This window comes from Thermosynechococcus sp. QKsg1 (assembly GCF_031586415.1).
Taxonomy (GTDB): Bacteria; Cyanobacteriota; Cyanobacteriia; order Thermosynechococcales; family Thermosynechococcaceae; genus Thermosynechococcus.
Map to the genome: position 1 here is coordinate 1,976,162 of NZ_CP134200.1, position 18,256 is coordinate 1,994,417.

16 protein-coding genes, 1 tRNA gene and 2 pseudogenes are annotated in these 18,256 nt (G+C 52.1%); 7 read left to right on the forward strand and 12 right to left on the reverse strand.

Annotated features, from left to right (window positions below; genetic code table 11):
- The first annotated feature begins 439 nt into the window (after nucleotides 1-439).
- Nucleotides 440-1,287 (forward strand): annotated as a pseudogene (locus tag RHP47_RS09695) (IS630 family transposase).
- A 23-nt stretch (nucleotides 1,288-1,310) separates the two neighbouring features.
- Here RHP47_RS09695 and RHP47_RS09700 read toward each other — a convergent pair.
- The 5 genes and pseudogenes from RHP47_RS09700 to RHP47_RS09715 form a co-directional block, all read right to left on the reverse strand.
- Entirely contained in the window at nucleotides 1,311-3,485 is a 2,175-nt protein-coding gene (locus RHP47_RS09700) for a HEAT repeat domain-containing protein (RefSeq protein WP_310840360.1), read from the reverse strand.
- A gap of 164 nt (nucleotides 3,486-3,649) precedes the next feature.
- A pseudogene (locus RHP47_RS13115) lies at nucleotides 3,650-3,933 on the reverse strand (IS630 transposase-related protein).
- Nucleotides 3,934-4,119: 186 nt separating this feature from the next.
- Nucleotides 4,120-5,379 (reverse strand): FGGY-family carbohydrate kinase, encoded by a 1,260-nt coding sequence (locus tag RHP47_RS09705; RefSeq protein ID WP_310840361.1) that lies wholly within the window; start codon nucleotides 5,377-5,379, stop codon nucleotides 4,120-4,122.
- A 15-nt stretch (nucleotides 5,380-5,394) separates the two neighbouring features.
- Nucleotides 5,395-5,877, reverse strand: a complete 483-nt coding sequence (locus RHP47_RS09710) for a CRR6 family NdhI maturation factor (RefSeq protein ID WP_286625530.1) — start codon at nucleotides 5,875-5,877, stop codon at nucleotides 5,395-5,397.
- Nucleotides 5,878-5,905: 28 nt separating this feature from the next.
- Nucleotides 5,906-6,148 carry a NifU family protein gene (locus RHP47_RS09715; protein WP_286625532.1) on the reverse strand — a complete coding sequence of 81 codons (243 nt, stop codon included), beginning with the start codon at nucleotides 6,146-6,148 and terminating at the stop codon, nucleotides 5,906-5,908.
- 179 nt (nucleotides 6,149-6,327) lie between these two features.
- Here RHP47_RS09715 and efp point away from each other — a divergent pair, with 179 nt between their 5' ends.
- The 3 genes from efp (at nucleotide 6,328) to ilvB (ending at nucleotide 9,360) form a co-directional block, all read left to right on the forward strand.
- Nucleotides 6,328-6,885, forward strand: coding sequence for an elongation factor P (gene efp, locus RHP47_RS09720; RefSeq protein ID WP_149820380.1), 558 nt, complete (start codon nucleotides 6,328-6,330; stop codon nucleotides 6,883-6,885).
- A gap of 11 nt (nucleotides 6,886-6,896) precedes the next feature.
- Entirely contained in the window at nucleotides 6,897-7,376 is a 480-nt protein-coding gene (gene accB, locus RHP47_RS09725) for an acetyl-CoA carboxylase biotin carboxyl carrier protein (protein ID WP_315863459.1), read from the forward strand.
- A gap of 175 nt (nucleotides 7,377-7,551) precedes the next feature.
- Entirely contained in the window at nucleotides 7,552-9,360 is a 1,809-nt protein-coding gene (ilvB, locus tag RHP47_RS09730; protein WP_302679405.1) for a biosynthetic-type acetolactate synthase large subunit, read from the forward strand.
- Here the strand turns inward: ilvB and RHP47_RS09735 are convergent.
- The 5 genes from RHP47_RS09735 to RHP47_RS09755 all read right to left on the reverse strand — a co-directional run bounded on the left by RHP47_RS09735 (nucleotide 9,357) and on the right by RHP47_RS09755 (nucleotide 14,971).
- Nucleotides 9,357-10,526, reverse strand: a complete 1,170-nt coding sequence (locus RHP47_RS09735) for a family 10 glycosylhydrolase (protein ID WP_310840364.1) — start codon at nucleotides 10,524-10,526, stop codon at nucleotides 9,357-9,359. The two genes, ilvB and RHP47_RS09735, sit on opposite strands and share 4 nt — an antisense overlap.
- A gap of 3 nt (nucleotides 10,527-10,529) precedes the next feature.
- Nucleotides 10,530-11,177 (reverse strand): ABC transporter ATP-binding protein, encoded by a 648-nt coding sequence (locus tag RHP47_RS09740; protein ID WP_310840365.1) that lies wholly within the window; start codon nucleotides 11,175-11,177, stop codon nucleotides 10,530-10,532.
- A gap of 13 nt (nucleotides 11,178-11,190) precedes the next feature.
- Complete coding sequence (locus RHP47_RS09745; RefSeq protein WP_302679407.1) at nucleotides 11,191-12,477, reverse strand: dihydrolipoamide acetyltransferase family protein; 1,287 nt, start codon at nucleotides 12,475-12,477, stop codon at nucleotides 11,191-11,193.
- Between the two features lie 65 nt (nucleotides 12,478-12,542).
- Complete coding sequence (locus tag RHP47_RS09750; protein WP_149820392.1) at nucleotides 12,543-12,989, reverse strand: YlqD family protein; 447 nt, start codon at nucleotides 12,987-12,989, stop codon at nucleotides 12,543-12,545.
- Nucleotides 12,990-12,994: 5 nt separating this feature from the next.
- Nucleotides 12,995-14,971 carry a long-chain fatty acid--CoA ligase gene (locus tag RHP47_RS09755; protein ID WP_286649596.1) on the reverse strand — a complete coding sequence of 659 codons (1,977 nt, stop codon included), beginning with the start codon at nucleotides 14,969-14,971 and terminating at the stop codon, nucleotides 12,995-12,997.
- 113 nt (nucleotides 14,972-15,084) lie between these two features.
- On the opposite strand from RHP47_RS09755, the gene RHP47_RS09760 reads away from it, so the two are divergent.
- From RHP47_RS09760 to RHP47_RS09770, 3 genes are all read left to right on the forward strand, one after another.
- Complete coding sequence (locus RHP47_RS09760; protein ID WP_149820396.1) at nucleotides 15,085-15,681, forward strand: nucleoside triphosphate pyrophosphatase; 597 nt, start codon at nucleotides 15,085-15,087, stop codon at nucleotides 15,679-15,681.
- 65 nt (nucleotides 15,682-15,746) lie between these two features.
- Nucleotides 15,747-16,109 carry a 50S ribosomal protein L19 gene (gene rplS, locus RHP47_RS09765; RefSeq protein WP_149820398.1) on the forward strand — a complete coding sequence of 121 codons (363 nt, stop codon included), beginning with the start codon at nucleotides 15,747-15,749 and terminating at the stop codon, nucleotides 16,107-16,109.
- Between the two features lie 8 nt (nucleotides 16,110-16,117).
- A tRNA-Trp gene (locus RHP47_RS09770) sits at nucleotides 16,118-16,190 on the forward strand.
- On the opposite strand, the gene RHP47_RS09775 is transcribed toward RHP47_RS09770, so the two are convergent.
- Nucleotides 16,191-16,622 (reverse strand): hypothetical protein, encoded by a 432-nt coding sequence (locus RHP47_RS09775; protein WP_286649597.1) that lies wholly within the window; start codon nucleotides 16,620-16,622, stop codon nucleotides 16,191-16,193. It lies immediately after the preceding tRNA gene.
- Nucleotides 16,623-16,896: 274 nt separating this feature from the next.
- The gene (locus RHP47_RS09780) at nucleotides 16,897-18,144 is read right to left on the reverse strand and encodes a site-2 protease family protein (RefSeq protein ID WP_286625543.1); all 1,248 of its coding nucleotides are present in this window, start codon (nucleotides 18,142-18,144) and stop codon (nucleotides 16,897-16,899) included.
- Nucleotides 18,145-18,256: the final 112 nt, after the last annotated feature.

Below are 18,256 nucleotides of genomic sequence, written 5' to 3' on the forward strand. Positions count from 1 at the left end.
GGGTTATTCACTATGGCTAATCGTACTTGCCAGTCTTGGTCATTAGCCAAAGTCTCTAGCAGGTGGGGTAAGAATCCTACTCGTTCTGCGATTGCTCGCCTTACCTGACTTTCCTTATCTTGGGTAAGAGTAGCTAAAATTTGAGGAGGACACTTCGGGTTTTTCACTACAAGTTCGCGCACAACCACATCTGGATGTTTAGCAAAAGAGCATAAAATCTGCTCAGAACACTCCGGATTGCTAATGACTGCTTGCCAAACTTCACGACAGCTATCTTGGGCTAGGGCTAACAAAATGTTGGCAGGACAATCGAATCGCTTAGCTACTGCGACGCGCACTTCAGATACTGGGTCTTGAGATATAGCCATTTCGAAAGGAGATGAGATATTTTCAAGAGGGATAAGCTATACTCAAAGAGTCATGAATGTTACTCAAGAATATGAGCTATAGCTTGGACTTACGAGAGCGGGTTGTCTCCTATATCAAGCAAGGTGGCAAAATCAGTGAAGCGACTCAAATTTTTCAGGTGAGCCGCGCCACTATCCATCGCTGGCTGAAGCGAGACGACTTAGCCCCCACAGTTGTCCCCCGTCGTCCTTGGAAGCTGGATTGGGCGGCCTTAGCAGCCGATGTTGCTGCCCATCCCGATGACCGTTTAATCGACCGTGCCCAGCGATTTGGCGTTCAAGTTTCCACCATTAGTTATGCCCTCGCCCAGATGGGCATCACCCGAAAAAAAAACAGATACGTTACCAAGAACGGTGTGAAGAAGAGCGACAAGCGTATCAACAGCAGCTCGACACATGGGTAGAGAGCCACGGCAAGGAAACGCTGGTGTATATCGATGAAACGGGGTTTGACTCTTGGGTGGCGTGTGAGTATGGGTGGTCAGCGCGAGGCCAACGAATTGATGGAGAGCGAGCGGGGAAGCGTCAGAAAAGAGAGAGTTTAGTCGCAGGACGGTATAGACACCAGAAAGACTTCATCGCCCCAATGCTGTTTTGCGGATACTTGAATGCGGTAGGGTTTGTGAGCTGGCTGAGTCAGTACTGTTTGCCGGCATTAAAGAGACCTTCGTTGTTGATTATGGATAATGCACCGATTCATCCGAAAGGGGCGATTCAGGAAGCGGTCAAAGCGGCGGGTCACGAGGTGTTATTTTTACCGAAATACTCTCCTGATTTGAATGTGATTGAGCACGACTTCAGTGCGCTGAAGCGAGCGCGGATGTATGCAGGGTCAAACAGTTCGATTGATGAGGTGATTCGCAAGTATTGTGCTGGATAATATCTCATTCTTGATTGGAATAGCTATAGTAGCTCTATTGAGGAAAAAGATAAAGTACTTTTACTTAATGCTACTGCAAGTCTTACTTGGGCATATGTATCTTTGGCTAGAATTTCCAGTACTTGGGAAGGACATTTTGGATTTTTGGCAACAGTTTCGCGGACACTAGCCTCTTGATCTTGAGCAAGGATAGTTAAGACTTCAGAAGAAACGTTCAGTGTACTAGCTAACTTTTGCCGTTGGGGATTCTTGGCGACTGCTTTCCGCACCAGTGTATCTGTATCCTTCAGTAGGCTTTGGAGAACAGGTAAGGGACAATCGAGTCGCTTAGCTACTGCTGCTCGAACATGGGCATCCTGATCTACCGCTAGCTTCTCTATGAGTGATAAGGGACAATTCAAACTGCTAGCAACTGCTTGGCGCACTTGCCAATTAATATCCTGAGATAAACTCTCAAGAAGAGAGGGGGGACAATTGGTATGATGAGCAACTGCCAAATACAAGCTCAGCTTCTCATCGTCAGTCAGGATCTGAAATGGATGGGGAGTAGATACATTTCCACTCGCTATCACTGTATCTAAAGGCTGATGTGCACCTTTAACTAATACCTCTAAAAGATTGGGAGGGCAATTCGGATTTTGAATAACGGCTAAGCGTACTCTGGCAGAGGTATCAGCGGCTAATATCTCTAGGACAGAAGGTGAACAATTCAGGTGCCGAGCAATAGTCTTGCGGACAAACCAAGAGTCACTCGTCTGAGCACCTATAGCTAATGTCTGCGGTGGACAGTCTGGGCGCTGGACAACAGCTAGTTGAACGTTAATGTCTTTATCTTGAATAAGAGTGTGTAGCACTTCAGACCAAAAGGGCAGAGTTCTGACTACCTGTAACCGCATCCTTTGATCTGGATCTTTCGCTAATGTTCTCACCAAAGCCTCAGACCATTCCTTGGAACTTTTAATCACCCAATTGGCTATTTGTTCTTTGAAAAAAAATGGTAACCACCTTAAAAAAGAATAGATGTATTTCTGTAGAAATCGATCCAAAAGAATAGTTTTTTCCTGATTGAGCATCACTTCCCAAAGCTGAGGAGGGCACTGTGGATTCCTTGACACCTCTAACCATAAAAACCGTTCTCTTGCTAGAATTTCTATAGCAGTAGGAGGGCAGTTTACATTTTCAGCAACTGCTTGTCGTACTTGCCAACAAATATCTTGGGAAAGTCTTTCTAACAAATGTGCTGGACAGTCAGATCGCTGTGCAATAGACTGACGCACTTCACTGCTCTTATCTTGGGCAAGCGTCTCTAGAAGATAAGGAAGGCATTGAGGATGATTAGCAGTAGCCTGACGCACTTGCCATGAGCTGTCCTTGGCTAGATTCTCTAAAACAGATGGGGGACATTTGGGATGTTTGGCAATAGCTTGACGCACTCTCCAATGCTGATCCTTTCCTAGCTCCTCAATAATCCAAAGAGGACAATATCTGCACCCAGCAAGCAACCGTTTTACAAAGAGAGAAAAACCCAGTAAACTTAAGTGTCCGTTTAGTATTTGGTGAAGAATAAAAACTCGTCTGTCATGTTCAAAAGTCTGCTTCAGGGTAAGGGGGCATTGAGCATTTCGAGCGACAGCTATACGTACCTGCCAGTACTGATCCTTAACAAGCTGAGCTAGGATAGTTTCGGGACAGTTGGGATGGGCGGCAACAGCGGCTCGTACTTGCCAGTAGTCATCCTGTGCTAGCTGCTCAAGGGGAGAAGAGGTAAGTTTTTGCAGATTGCTAGCAGCAGCCTGCCGCACTTGATAGTATTGATCTTGAGCAAGGCAGTTGAGAATAGCGGGGGGGCATTGAGAATGAGCTGCGACCTGCTGACGCACCTGAAAATAGCTATCCATTGCCAGTGTTTCAAGACAGATTGGAGGGCAATTAGGATTGGCAGCAACCGCTCGTCGGACTCGCCATTCAGTATCTTTAGCCAAGGTTTCCAAGAGTAAAGGTGAACATTCCGGATTTGTTGCTGCTGCTTGACGCACTTGCCAGTGAGTATCTCTAGCTAGGGTCTCTTGAAGGAATATAGGGCAATCATGCTGGTGAACAATCCAGCGTTTGAGGAAGCTAGGTATAAAAACAGATTCGAGGTGGGTAGCAGTAAACTCAAACAGAATTTTTCTGCGTATAGCTTCTAGGAAAGACATGATCTTCAGAACATAGGAGTTCTACTTTTTTTGAGGATAGACGATCCTTTGTCACTATCGCAAAGTCTGATACAGCTCTTTTGACAAGGATAGACACCACTGTTTCCTCCCCATGGCTCTCTACCCATGTGTCGAGCTGCTGTTGATACGCTTGCCGCTCTTCTTCACACCGTTCTTGGTAACGCATCTGTTTTTTTTCGGGTGATGCCCATCTGGTCGAGGGCGTAACTAATGGTGGAAACTTGGACGCCAAATCGCTGGGCACGGTCGATAAACGGTCATCGGGATGGGCAGCAACATCCGCTGCTAAGGCCGCCCAATCCAGCTTCCAAGGACAACGGGGGACAACCGTGGGCGCTAAGTCGTCTCGCTTCAGCCAGCGATGGATGGCGGCGCGGCTCACCTGAAAGTTCTGAGTCGTTTCACTGATTTTGCCGCCTTGCTTGATATAGGAGACAACCCGCTCTCGTCAGTCCAAGCTATAGCTCATATTCTTGAGTAACATTCATGATGCTTTGAGTATAACCTATCCTTCTTGAAAATATCTCATCTCCTTTCGAAATGGCTATATGTGTCCAATCTTTGTCGAATATTTAAGAAAAGAGTTGTAATTTATCAAAAAACAAACATAACTTTATGATTGAGCGAGACGAGCTGTTCCATAGGCGGCCTCTGTTTGAGGTGAAACGGCCACGGGAACCCCTAGGTATTGCTGGCGGAGGGCTAACCATGCGGGATTACGGGCACCGCCCCCCGCCGTCCAGACCCGTTTCAAGGGCGAGGCACCCAGACGTTGTAATTGTTGATAGCCTTGGGCTTCAATGCGGCTGAGACTTTCGAGAAGTCCCTGCAAAAAGAGGCGAGGGTCGTCGGGTCGGGGTTCTAGGCGCGGTTCAAGATGCGGATCGTTGATGGGAAAGCGCTCACCCCGCTTGAGCAGAGGATAGTAGTCCAACCCCGTGGGTTGATTGACATCGATTTGGGCGCTGAGGCGCTCTAGTTCCGCTGGGGTAAAAAACTGGGCTAAAATTGCGGCGCCACAGTTGGAGGCACCCCCCACCAGCCAGCGATCGCCTACGGCGCGCGAGCTGCGATCGCCCAAGCGATGACTATAGATGCCTGCTGTCACATCCTCTACCCTAGAGGTACTCAAAAGCTTCAGTACAAGAGTTGACCCCAAGGATGTCACCGCCTCACCCACCTCCGAGGCACCACTAGCCAAGAAGGCGGCAATGCTATCGGTGGTACCGGCACACACCTCACACTTTGGAGACAAGCCTAAATCGGTGGCTGTGACCTTTCCCAGAACTGTACCGGGGGGAATGACCTTAGGGAGCAGCGGCTGCAAGGACGCAAGTGTGGGGTGGCTGAACCAGTCGGGGTAAGCTTCCTGTGCCGGGTCATAGCCCAACTTCAGGGCATTGTGCCAGTCGGAAATGCCCAGTTGACCATGGAGCAAAAAGGCCAGCCAATCGGCTTGGTGTACCAAAACAGCGTTGACCGTGGGGTAGTGGGTCTGGAGCCACAACAGCTTAACGAGACTACTGGTGGCACTCAGGACAAGGTGATCCGTGGTTAAAATCTGCCGCAGGGTTTGAACGTGATTCTGGGCGCGATCGTCGTTGTAGAGGAGAACGGGTGAGCAGGGCTGCCCCTGAGCATCACAGAGGAAAACGGTGCTAGAGGTGGCATCAATAGCAATCCGCTGAATTTGCTGACGGATAGCGCTTGGAATATCTAAAATCAACGCCCGCAGAGTTGCCGCCCATTCTTGGGGGCGTTCGGGCTGGTGCAACGGACGACGGGCAGTGGCGAGAATCTTGCCTTCAGGATCGATGGCGATCGCCCGCGCCCCCGAGGTACCAAAATCAATCCCCAGTGCGATGACCGCCATAGCGCTAGGGAGCCTTCAAAACTCAAGGAGGTCAAAAAGAGCCGTATCTAGCTCATAGCCAAACATCGCTGCCATGCCTTTAATTTTTTCAGCAGCAGGATAGCCCTGTCCCTGAAGCCATTGCCAAAGGGTAAAGACCTTGGCCATCACAAAAATATCAAGGGCTTGGGGGTTGAAGATAATACCCTGCTGCGGATGAAATTCGTGGGGCACCAGCATTGCCCCATACCGCACCAGTTCACCCGCTGACCAATCCAATAAGTAGGGCAACCATGGGTAGCAGACATCAGCACGAATGAACCAAAGGCGCACAGCTGGCAATTCCGAAAGCTCTAGATCAGGCTCATCAGCTGGCCGCGGGTAGTCAATGACAAAACGTAGTGCTTGGTGATGATCTAGAAGCCGCTGCTCTGCAATCAGGGGAGCAAGGACTTGTTGCAGGGGAGATACATCAAGACGATCAATTTGATCTGGCGTTAACTGGATCGCGATCGCCACTCTCTATCTCTCCCTAGCAGCCAGCAACCTAGGGAACCTGCTGGACTTCAGCAATCTCTGGAATGGCTTCCTTCAACTTGCGCTCAATCCCCATGCGCAGCGTCATCGTCGAACTAGGACAAGAGCCACAGGCACCCTGTAAGCGCAGCCGTACCACAGGTCCTTCAATTTCCACAAGTTCGACATTACCGCCGTCGGCCATCAAATAGGGGCGCAGTTCATCAAGGACTTTTTCGACGTTTTCTTGACTTAGTTCAAGGGTTGCAGCCATTGTTACTGTCCTTGGCGTATCGTTCACATTTCCTTAGTCTAGCATTTGCAGGGGCGATCGCCCTTTGGGAATTGCAAGGGATGGCAATGGATCTGACTCTAGGGAAATCTGCTGAACAATGTTTAGGAAGGGCAACGCTCAAGGATACAATAATAGCTTGGTGAACTGCACGGTAGGACATGATTTCCAGTAATGATTTTCGCCCCGGTGTAAGTATTGAGCTGGATGGTGCCGTCTGGCGAGTCGTCGAATTTTTGCACGTCAAACCCGGTAAAGGCTCAGCCTTTGTGCGAACAAAGCTAAAGAATGTACAAACGGGCAACGTGATTGAGCGCACCTTCCGCGCCGGCGAGACCGTTCCCCAAGCCACCCTTGAAAAACGCACCATGCAGCATACCTACAAAGATGGCGAAGACTATGTCTTTATGGACATGGAAAGCTATGAGGAGGCTCGCCTCACGCCCGCACAAATGGGCGATCGCGCCAAGTATCTCAAAGAAGGAATGGAAGTCAATATTGTCAAATGGGGTGAGCAAGTCCTTGAGGTGGAGCTACCCAACTCCGTTGTTTTAGAAGTGGTGCAAACCGATCCGGGGGTTAAAGGGGATACTGCCACTGGTGGATCGAAACCCGCCATTGTCGAAACCGGTGCCCAAGTCATGGTACCGTTATTTATCTCCGTAGGCGAGCGGATTCGCATTGATACTCGCTCAGATACGTATCTTGGCCGCGAATAGGAGTAATGGGTGTGGAGCTTGACCTCAACCAAGTACGCGAACTGCTACTAATGTTTGACCAAACCAGCGTCACCGAACTCAATCTTAAGAGTGGCGAACTGGAACTTCAACTCCGCAAGCGTGAGCAGATCAGTGGCAGCGCCCCCGTGGTTGTGGCTCCAGCTCCTGCATCAACCGTCACGCCCACCCCTGTGCCCCCTCCAGCCGTTACCCCCGATCTGGAACCAACGCCACCTCCCGCCAACCGTAAAACCGTGGATGTTGTGGCGCCAATGGTAGGTACCTTTTATCGTGCCCCCGCTCCCGATGAACCCCCTTTTGTCGAAGTGGGCGACACAGTGAAAAAAGGCCAAGTGGTTTGCATCATTGAAGCCATGAAGCTGATGAATGAAATTGAAGCCGAAGTCAATGGCCAAGTGGTCGAAATTCTGGTGCAAAATGCTGAACCAATTGAGTATGGTCAAACCTTAATGCGCATTTTGCCTAACTAAATATCGTTTTTTGTTTTTTCAGCAAAGGCAGGCACTAATTGCAAAGATATGTTAAGCATTGAGGAGTTTAAGGCCAACAATTCAATGCTTTCAAGCCTTTGTGCTCTTGCCGAGACCCTAATTGAAAAATTAGAATTTAGAAACATCTACCACCACTGCCTGACGAGGTTGGCCTGTGCAAGCAACTGGAGCATACATTCTTATTGATACTCTATGCCGTCACGGCGTTAAGCATATTTTTGGCTATCCCGGGGGCGCAATTTTACCAATTTATGATGAGCTTTACCGTGCTGAGTCGCAGGGAAAGATTCAGCATATTCTAGTACGCCACGAACAGGGGGCAGCCCATGCCGCTGACGGCTACGCTCGTGCTACAGGTCAAGTGGGCGTCTGTTTTGCCACTTCAGGGCCAGGAGCAACCAACTTAGTGACAGGCATTGCCACAGCCCACATGGATTCGATTCCCCTGCTGGTGATCACCGGTCAGGTGTCTCGCTCCGCCATTGGCACCGATGCCTTTCAGGAAACGGATATCTTTGGCATTACGCTGCCCATTGTCAAGCACTCCTACGTCGTGCGGGCAGCCAAGGACATGGCACGGATTGTTGCTGAGGCAATCTACATTGCCACCACCGGTCGGCCAGGGCCGGTGCTCGTGGATATTCCCAAGGATGTGGGGCTAGAGGTCTGTGAGTATGAACCGATCGAGCCGGGGCAAGTCAAGCTAAGGGGCTATCGTCCCACGATTCGCGGCAATGTGCGCCAAATTGCCCAAGCGGTTCAACTGATTCGTGAGGCCAAGCGACCCTTGCTCTATGTGGGCGGCGGTGCAATTACAGCAGGTGCTCACGAGGAAGTGCTCAAGTTAGCTGAGTTATTCCAGATTCCGGTGACAACAACCCTGATGGGCAAGGGGGCGTTTCCTGAGTCCCATCCCCTCTCCGTGGGTATGTTGGGGATGCATGGCACCGCCTATGCCAACTTTGCCGTCAGTGAGTGTGATCTATTGATTGCCGTGGGGGCGCGGTTTGACGATCGCGTCACCGGTAAACTGGATGAATTTGCCTCCCGCGCTAAGGTGATTCACATTGACATTGATCCTGCCGAGGTGGGCAAAAACCGCGTGCCGGATGTGCCGATTGTTGGCAGCGTTAAACCCGTGCTCCAGCAACTTCTCAAGCACATTGAAGACAGTGGTGAAGCCGTTGAACCCGCCACCCAGGTGTGGCTCGAGCGCATCAAGGTCTGGAAAGAGGACTATCCCCTTGTCGTGCCGCAACCCAGTGGTGAACTCTCGCCCCAAGAGGTGATTGTTGCCTTTGGCCGCCATGCGCCTGATGCCTACTACACGACTGATGTGGGTCAGCACCAGATGTGGGCAGCGCAATTCCTGAAAAATGGCCCGCGGCGTTGGATCTCCAGTGCTGGCTTGGGCACGATGGGCTTTGGCATGCCTGCAGCAATGGGGGTGAAGGTGGCACTACCCGATCAACAGGTGATCTGTATTAGTGGCGATGCCAGTTTTCAAATGAATTCCCAAGAGTTGGCCACATTGGCGCAGTACGGTATTGCTGTCAAGACGGTGATTATTAACAATTTTTGGCAGGGAATGGTGCGCCAGTGGCAACAGGCCTTTTACGAGAAGCGTTATTCCCATTCCAATATGGCCAAGGGGATGCCCGATTTTGTGAAATTGGCGGAGGCCTACGGGGTTAAGGGGTTGCGGGTGAGCGATCGCCACGATTTGGATGCCATTGTCCAAGAGGTCTTAGCTTACGATGGCCCCGTGCTCCTAGATGCCCATGTCACTCGTGAGGAAAATTGCTATCCGATGGTGGCTCCCGGCAAAGCCAACTCCCAAATGCTAGGGCTGCCGGAACGCAAGGTGCTGGAAAAGGCTGCCGAATTAATCTACTGCGCCAACTGTGGGGCAAAGACAATTTCGACCCATCGCTTTTGTCCAGAGTGCGGCAGTAAGCTCTAGGGAGTTGGACAGGCTTGAGCAAACAACCGCCTTGGCAGGGGCTGGCGAAAATGAAAGAGGATCGTATTTTGGCGGCGATCGCGCGGTTCGGGACCACGCCCCCATAACGTTTCAAAGGAGAAAAAGGACACCCCTAACCCTGATCGCAGCGCGGCTTCTACCTTGGCATCCACCAGTTCAATGGGCACAGGGTTGGTGCGTAGCCCCGTGAGGACACCAACGGCAGTGGGAATTTTCGCTTGGGCGTGGAGCATCTCTGGCTGAGTTAACTGCTGCACAAAGCTGGGGAGATTGTAGCGATAGACTTGCACAATCACTTCATCGAGGAGGCCGAGGGCGACCCACTGCGGCCAATCTTGGAGAAATGTCTGGTAGGCGGTGGGCAATGTGGTCGGTGAGACGGAAAAAATGGCATTGGGAAATTCTTGCTTGACCCGCTGCCGCAACGTTTGCACAAAGGCAGTTAGCTTGTCAGCCCGCCAGCGCATCCAGTCGGGATCACGGGGATTGTCGGGAACGGGCTTTTGGGTTTCCTGCTGATAGAGGGCACGGGTGTAGTCATCGTAGCCAAACTCCACGGGCAGGCTGAGGTGGTCATCAAACTGCACCCCATCCACGGGATACTGCCGCAGCACCTCTAGGACAATGTTGGTCAAGAAAGCCTGCACCTCAGGATGAAAGGGATTCATCCAAGCTACTTCACCAGCCGCCGTTAAGCGAGTGGTTTGACCATTGACCCCTTGGGTGAGCCAGTCTGGATGGGCAAGGGCGAGTTCTGAGGTTTCTGGCACCATGAAGCCAAATTCAAACCAAGGAATGACCAACAGATTACGGCAGTGCGCCTGCTGGGTGAGTTCCCAAAGAAGGTCGTAGTCCTGAATCCCTCGCAGCACAAAGGGCTGGATGCCCAGATTCCTAGCCGTAGCACTGGGGAAACTGACATACCCAGAGTTCCAGACAACGGGATAGAGAGTGTTGAAGTTCAACCGCTGTAAATCATTGAGGGTTGCCTCCAACCGAGGGCGATCGCGCAGGATCGGTAAATCATTGGTTGTCAGCCAGACGCCGCGAATCAGCGTTGAGTTTTGTGCCTGTACTGGCCAAATCGTCCAACACAAACTCCAACAGAAGAGCACGAACAACAGCCAAACGCGACGATGCAGCATAGGTTACAGCGCCAGTGGACGGAGATGTCCTGACTCTAGGAGAAAAATCTGAGTACAGACTCTGCGTAAAAATGCAGGGTCATGACTGACGATGAGACCGGGGGTGGTATCCGCCTGCAAAAACTCGATCAACGTGCCACAACTTCGCTGATCCAAAAAGGCCGTGGGTTCATCATAGAGAATCAACTGGGGCTGCATGGCTAAAATGCCCGCGATCGCCACCATGCGTTGTTCGCCTCCCGACAGTTGATGGGGCATGCGATCGGCCAAGTGACTGGTTCCTGTCTTGGCCAAGGCTTGGTGAACTCGCTGCTGAACCTCTGGAGGGGAACAGCCCAAGTTTTCTGGGCCAAAGGCGACATCCTCGGCCACGGTAGCCCCAATTAACTGATCCGCTGGATGTTGCAGCACGACCCCCACCGCCGGTTGAAACTGTCCAGCCACCACCGACTGTCCCAAGCAGGTGATCGTTCCCCGCTGTGGCTTGAGAACAGCAGCACAGAGCAGCAGAAGTGTGGTTTTGCCAGAACCATTGTCCCCCATGATGCCTAGGCGATCGCTCCCTTGCACCGTGAGACTGACCCCTTGAAGCAGTGAGGGGGTTGCCCCATAGCCAAAATGGAGATCCCTGATTTCCAGCAGGGCAGTCACAGTTTAGAGCGTCTTAGAGCGTCAAGGCTTGGGGATTGGTTTCAATCAGTTTCGCCAAATCCTGAAGGAAAGCGGCAGCATCGGCACCATAGATCACACGGTGATCACAGGTGATATTCACCTTCATCTGCCGTTTCACCCCCAGCAGGCCATCCTCGGTGGCAACCACCGTCGGACGCGACGCCCCCACCGCCATAATGGCTCCTTGACCGGGGGTGAGAATGGCGTCGAAGAAGTCAACCCCGAACATTCCTAAATTGGAGAGACTAAAGGTACCCGTGCTGTACTCCTCAGGTTGCAGTTGCTTGGCGCGCGCCCGCTCCACCAATTCTTTCCAAGTGCGCGAGAGGCTGTAGATGTCAACTTGGTCGGCGTTCTTCAGCACCGGTGTAATCAGGCCACCCCCCGGCATCGCTACAGCCACAGCAATGTTAATGTCGCGACGGTATTGAATCCCTTGCTCCGTGTAATAGGCATTCATGATCGGGTGTTTTTGCAGCGTCAGGGCGATCGCCTTGGCAAGGAGCGCCGTCATTGTCACCCCTTTTGACTTGATTTGCTGGTACAGCCGATCCAACGCATCCGTTGTAATCGTGTAGGCCACGTGGAAATCGGGAATGCCAAGGCTGGCCACCATATTCCGCACCACGGCATTTTGTAGCGTTGTCAGGGGCACCAGATCCTCTTTGGCGACGACCGGGGCAGTCGCAGGGGGGGCTGTGGGGACAGGGGGTGTCGCTACTGGTGTAACGGGAGTTGCAGGCGCACCAATCAAGGCTTCCACATCAGCGGCGGTAATCCGACCATTGGGACCCGTTCCCTTGAGCGTCTGCAAATCAATTTTGTGTTCCTTGGCCAATTTGCGGGCACGGGGGGAAGCAACCACTCGCCCAGTAGTTGCAGCAACAGCACTGGTGGGAGAAGCCACTGCCACAGGAGCCGTTGCGGAGCCATTACTTGTGGCCGCAGCGGGAGTCGAGGCCGTTGCTGCAGAACTCGTCGTAGAACTGGTCGCCGCCCCAAGGGACTTGGCCTTTGCCTCTGCTTCCGCAATTTCTGCTTCTGTTTCTGCCACGAGGCCAATGGTGGAACCGACGGGTGCCACTTCGCCAGCAGGCACGGTAATCACCGCCAAATAGCCGTCGTAGAAGGACTCCACATCCATATCGGCCTTGTCGGATTCCACAATCAGCACGGTTTCCCCCTTGGCCACCTTATCGCCGGGAGATTTCACCCAAGAGACAATTTTCCCTTCGGTCATGGTGGAGCTGAGGGCGGGCATGAACAGTTCACGAATCATAGAGGCTGCTATCCTTGGTTGGCAATCGAGAGGGAGTCAAATTCACTAAAGATGAAAGGTAAAAGTTAGAGCGTGCCGCGAATTTCTTCGATGACGCCATTGCGCAGGAGAATCTCCACCTGCATTTTTTGGATCAAGTTGTCTCCTTTAGTGACATAGAAGAAATTATCCACTTGACCTTGATCCACTTCCTGCCCCATTTCTAGGCGTTGCACCTGATCCAATTGTTGAAGAATCAGATTTTTTTGCTGCAACAGTTGCGCCTTTTGGTTGTTGGCTTGTCCTTGAACCTCTTGAATACGGGCATTGACCACATCCGCTGCTTCATTACTTTTGCGCAGTTCGTCAATCACTTGCTGCAATTGAAAATCCAACTGCTGAATTTGGCCATCCACTTGATTTAGTTGTGCCTGAAGCTGCCTTTGGGCATCGTCTTTCCACTCGGGAGTGACGATTGCTTTCACCATAATCTGGCGCCGCAGGAGCAGTTTAGTATCCATAGGGTCTGTCATGGAGATTACTCAAACATGGCGTTAATCATATCGCGGTAGCGATCGCTCACGACATGACGACGAATTTTTAGGGTTTGGGTCAAAAGACCATTCTCTATCGTAAAGGGTTCGAGGACAAAGCGAAATGTGGCAATGCGATCATCTGGGCGATAGCCGGGGCGATTTTGCACTTCCCGCAGCAGTTCTTGGCGGTAGAGATCAATAATCACTTTGCTCTCCAGCGTCACCAGTTCACCCGTGCCCGCTGGTGCCGGTCGGTTCGGCAACTCTAGCCGGTACCCCTTGGCAGCCACCCACTGCTCCAGCGCTTCCAAATTAGGCACAATCAAGGCACCCAAGGCTTTTTGATCTTGACCCACCAGCATAATCTGGTCAATGTAGGCGCTGCGGATACAGGCATCCTCAATGGGCTGCGGTTCAATATTTTCGCCGTTGCTGAGAACAATCGTGTCCTTCTGCCGCCCCGTCAGCACCAAATCGCCATTGGGGGTGAGGTAGCCCAAGTCGCCCGTGTCAAACCAGCCCTCAGCATCCAGCACCTTGGCAGTGGCCTCCGGTTTGTTGTAGTAGCCGCGCATCACCTGTGGCCCTTTGGCCATCACCAGTCCTTTTTGGCCAAACTCGACGGGGGCTTTAGTTTCGGGATCCACAATCTTAATGGCGGTATCGGGAATGGGACGGCCGGTGGAGCCGCGTAGATTTGCCCAAGAGCGGCGAGCGGTCAGTACCACAGCCGTTTCTGTGAGGCCATAGCCCACTAGCACTTCTAGGTTGATGACTTCATAGAATGTGTCCAAATGGGGGGCAAGGGCACCGCCACCACTAATCACCTGTTTAATTTCACCGCCTGTGGCTTCACGAATTTTGCTATAGACACGCTTCTCCCCCAGTTCGTAGAGAGGCTTGAGGAAAAAGGTTTGCAGACGGGCAACCAATTTTTGCCAACCGCTGGGATGGGGGTTGGTCAGGCTGAGGCCGGTGAGCAGTCGCCGTTGCAGGACATATTGCTGGCCCACACTGAGGAAAAACTGGGCAAGACGCCGCTTTGTGGCCGGGGCATCGCGCAGTTGCTTTTGCACCCCTTCATAAAAGCCTTCCCAGATACGAGGTACGGCAATCATGTAGTGGGGCTTACACCGTTTTAAGTCATTCTTGAAGTGACGGAGGTTAGTATAGGTTTGGCTACAGCCACAGGCAAAGAGAAAGTACTCGGCCACCCGTTCGTAGGCATGCCAAATGGGCAAGATACTGAGAATGCGATCGCCCACCTGCGGTTGCACAATTGCCCAGAGATTGACAATTTGACTCAGTAGCCCCCCATGGGTGACCATCACGCCCTTGGGTTGACCTGTGGTACCGGAGGTGTACATCAGCGTTGCCAAGTCATCGGGGGTAATGGCGACTGCCCGCACTGTGCCATATTGTCCTTCCGTAAAGACTTGACCAAAATTCAAGAGCCGCAGGGGAAAATGCTCAAGTTCTGGGGATTCTGCACTTAAGAGCACAACAGTTTCCACCCCTGTCTCTGCTAAACCCTCTTGAAGTTTGCGCAAGGTGGCCAAGTTTTCAATCAGCAGCAGGGTTGCGCCACTATCGCGCAGAATGTAGAGCAGTTCTTGGGCCTCTGCGGTACCACTGCGCACCACATTAATGGCACCGGCCATCATACTGCCTTGATCGGCAATCAGCCAGCGGGGACTATTGTCAGCAAATAAGGCCACGCGATCGCCGGCAGCGACACCCAGCGCTTGTAGGCCAGCAGCAAAGCGTTGAATGCGTTGATAGAGTTCACTGTAGGTAATGCGCGTCGGAGGGTCTTCGTAGGGCGCATCAACAGCCACCACCTCCCCATGGCGTTGCGCTAGGAGAGGCCAAATTTCCGGCAGCGACTGGAGGGTTTTGTAGGCCAAAAAGTGATCGGGTAACGACGCATCTTGGGGTAGGCCGCCGGGGGGAGTGTAGGTGTAGGCCGCACTGGTCATTGGTTTGGCTCCAGACGCAACACCTAGATAATAAACCCTCAATGGGACACCTCATGCAGGTTTAACAATTTCAATGTGAGATCATAAGAATCGGTTACTTAGCAAGCAGTCCTATGGTGCCCTTTGTTCTTGCCTCTGCTTCGCCGGCGCGCCGCCAACTGCTGCGACAGGTTGGCATTGATCCCATTATTCAACCCAGTCACTTTGATGAATCCGTGATTCAGGCAACTACTCCCACGGAACTGGTGCGATTACTGGCACGGTGTAAGGCAGAAACAGTGGCTCAAACCTACCCACCCCCCGCCCTCATTTTGGGCTGTGATTCTGTGCTGGTTCTAGGGGGAGAAATTTATGGTAAACCAGCCTCACCGGAGGTGGCGATCGCCCGCTGGCAACAAATGCGCAGTCAAACGGGAGAATTGCTGACAGGCCATGCCTTGATTGACTTGGCACAGGGGCGCACCTGTGTTGAGGTGGAGTCCACCCAAGTTATTTTTGCCGATATTAGCGATGCCGAAATCGCTGCCTATGTCGCTTCTGGTGAACCCCTTGCCTGTGCTGGTTGTTTTGCCCTCGATGGCCAAGGTGGTGCCTTTGTCGAGAAAATTGTCGGGACTCCTAGTAATGTCATTGGCTTGAGCTTGCCCCTACTGCGGCGGATGCTGCTGAGCTTGGGATACACCCTTGGCGATGTGCAAGGCAAGAAATGAAAAACTAGCCTAGACAAGTCTAAATGCTTAGGGTATGCTAAGAGATTGCGAGTTAAGGAACTGTCATGAACGCCCAAGAGATTATTCGCTCGATTGAAGCGGAGCAAATGAAGACTGACTTGCCCGTGATTCATGTGGGCGATCGCGTTCGGGTCGGAGTCAAAATTCAAGAAGGCGGTAAAGAGCGCGTCCAACCCTACGAAGGGGATGTGATTGCCATGCGCAACACGGGCATTAACCGCACCATTACCGTGCGCCGTGTCTTCCAAGGAGTGGGCGTTGAGCGCGTCTTTTTGCTACATTCGCCACGAATTGATAGTATAAAAGTAATCCAGCGGGGTAAAGTCCGCCGTGCCAAACTCTACTACCTGCGCAACCTCGTAGGTAAAGCCTCGCGCATCAAAGCACGGTTCGATCGCCCTCTGTAAACAGCCTTGCGTCCTTAGTTCAGTTGGTAGAACGTCGGTCTCCAAAACCGGATGTCGGGGGTTCGAGTCCTCCAGGGCGCGTTAGTTAGTCTGATCTGAAGGTTTTGGCGTCTTAAAGTCCTTTGCAACAGGGATGTACTGGACTAAATGCTTGAGTATCTGGGCGACGCGGATGAGATTGCGATCGCTATCGCCAAGCAAACTAAAGTTGTGGGATAGCGCAAATTCATTACCGAGCAGTTTCACAAAAAGATAGTCATAGCCATTGGTCACCAAGCCAAAAATGGGGATATTGCGGTCGGGACGGGCAGACATATAGGCAAGGGCTTGGGGCACAGCGCGTAAGACACTAAAGCCACTCCGTTTACCTTCAATCACGACTAGCCAGAAGTTGTCCCGAATGGTCAGCGCATCTATCCGTCCCTCTAGGCTGATTCTGCCCTCTTCACTATCAACTGTTGTTTGGATTTCTACCCATGTTTCGCCGCGAATGCGATAGGGAGGGTCACACAAGCCTAATGCGTCTAGTAAGGGGGATAGCAAGATAATGTTTAGCGTTCCCTCGCTCACTTCACTTTCTTCTAAGTAGAGTAAATACCGTTGGGATAAGCGGTTTAATGCCTCTATTTCCCTATCGCTGAGCTGTGATGTTGCGGATTGCCACTCAGGGAAAAAGTTAGGGTTTCTTGATTTAGTGAGGCCTAGTTTGGTCTCTAAATCCCGAAAGGTGATGATTGCTCGAGCGATCGCGGTTGCAGTAGCCATTATTACCCATTAAAAACGATACCTAGCGAACTTCAGAGACGAGGGGTGTGCCGCGATCGCTCCCCTGAAATTGTAGCGCTGTTTTTGCCAGTTCCAATAATTGCAGTTCAGGGGGATAGTGCCTTTCTTGCTTGAGGCGTTGAATGTCCTGTTTCCCCAGTTGCCAGTGCAACCGTTTGGCTAGAGCCAGTAGGACATCGCTGCGATCAATGACGCCCGCCACAGCATCGGCAGGGGTTAAAACCGTAACAAAGCGTTGTTGCTGCTCCTCTAGGGTGCAAACCGTCTTGGCGAGAGAGTCTGATTCTTTGACGGTGGCGATCGCCCGCAGGGGGACGGCTAACTCTTCGACTGGCGTCACTTCCCAGCGGCTGCGCTCCATATGGTTCAAGGCTTGGGGATCCAAATAGCCGCGGTAGCGACCAGCGGTGGCGACAAAGTAGGCTGTGGGCTGGCGATCAGCCAGGAGGAGATAGCGATCGGCAAACTCCCGCAGAGAGAGCGTCCCCTCAATGACGCGAAAATCCCGTGTCATGGCCTCGGCAGCCGTTAGAGTGAGCAGCGTTTCTTGGAGCTGGCTGAGACGGTGGTAGAGTATCGCATTTTGCAGGGCAAACCAACCCAACAGTCCCAACCACAGACCGTTACCACTGCCAAGGAGGGTCAGCAATAGCCCAAAACTAATAGCTAACCATCCCAACATCTGCCCCGATCGCGCCGCCCAGCGCATCCCCTGAAAGCGATTGCCTGTCAATTTCCAAACGGCTGCCTTGAGCACTTGACCCCCATCGAGGGGAAGTCCCGGCAGAAGGTTAAAAACCCCCAAGACAAAGTTGATATTGGCCAGATAGAGCAACAGTTCATGGAGGGGATGATCCGCCGGCAGTACCACGGCTGCCCCTTGCAACAGGGCAAAAAGGGCAAAACTCACCAAAGGCCCCGCGATCGCCACCTGAAAAGCTTGACCGGGGGTATTGGATTCCCGTTCAATGGCCGCCATGCCGCCAAAGAGAAAAAGGGTAATCGAGCGCACCGTAATCCCTTGGGAACGAGCCACCAAGCTGTGCCCCAATTCATGGAGCAAGACTGAGGCAAACAACAGCAGGGAAACGACAAATCCCATTCCCCATGCAAGTGCTCCCCACTGCGGGTACGTGGTCTGCCAGTCACTGCCATTGAGAAAGGTAAACAGCAGAATCACCAGAAACCACGACCGATCAATGTAGAGGGGAATGCCAAAGACACGCCCCACTTGCCAACCTTGTCCCATGCCCACCTCAGTGCATCGCGCTCTATCTCCATTATCGCCCCAGATTCTGAATACACATGATTTACAAAAATTTGCGTCTCAAAACGTGACCTTCCCATCTCTGGCCTAAAAT

Coding starts and splice junctions, on each gene's coding strand:
- efp (WP_149820380.1), top strand. CDS start 6,328: ATGATTTCCAGTAATGATTTTCGCCCCGGTGTAAGTATTGAGCTGGAT.
- RHP47_RS09715 (WP_286625532.1), bottom strand. CDS start 6,148: ATGGCTGCAACCCTTGAACTAAGTCAAGAAAACGTCGAAAAAGTCCTT.
- RHP47_RS09750 (WP_149820392.1), bottom strand. CDS start 12,989: ATGACAGACCCTATGGATACTAAACTGCTCCTGCGGCGCCAGATTATG.
- RHP47_RS09760 (WP_149820396.1), top strand. CDS start 15,085: ATGGTGCCCTTTGTTCTTGCCTCTGCTTCGCCGGCGCGCCGCCAACTG.
- RHP47_RS09780 (WP_286625543.1), bottom strand. CDS start 18,144: ATGGGACAAGGTTGGCAAGTGGGGCGTGTCTTTGGCATTCCCCTCTAC.
- RHP47_RS09735 (WP_310840364.1), bottom strand. CDS start 10,526: ATGCTGCATCGTCGCGTTTGGCTGTTGTTCGTGCTCTTCTGTTGGAGT.
- RHP47_RS09705 (WP_310840361.1), bottom strand. CDS start 5,379: ATGGCGGTCATCGCACTGGGGATTGATTTTGGTACCTCGGGGGCGCGG.
- rplS (WP_149820398.1), top strand. CDS start 15,747: ATGAACGCCCAAGAGATTATTCGCTCGATTGAAGCGGAGCAAATGAAG.
- RHP47_RS09745 (WP_302679407.1), bottom strand. CDS start 12,477: ATGATTCGTGAACTGTTCATGCCCGCCCTCAGCTCCACCATGACCGAA.
- RHP47_RS09755 (WP_286649596.1), bottom strand. CDS start 14,971: ATGACCAGTGCGGCCTACACCTACACTCCCCCCGGCGGCCTACCCCAA.
- RHP47_RS09700 (WP_310840360.1), bottom strand. CDS start 3,485: ATGTCTTTCCTAGAAGCTATACGCAGAAAAATTCTGTTTGAGTTTACT.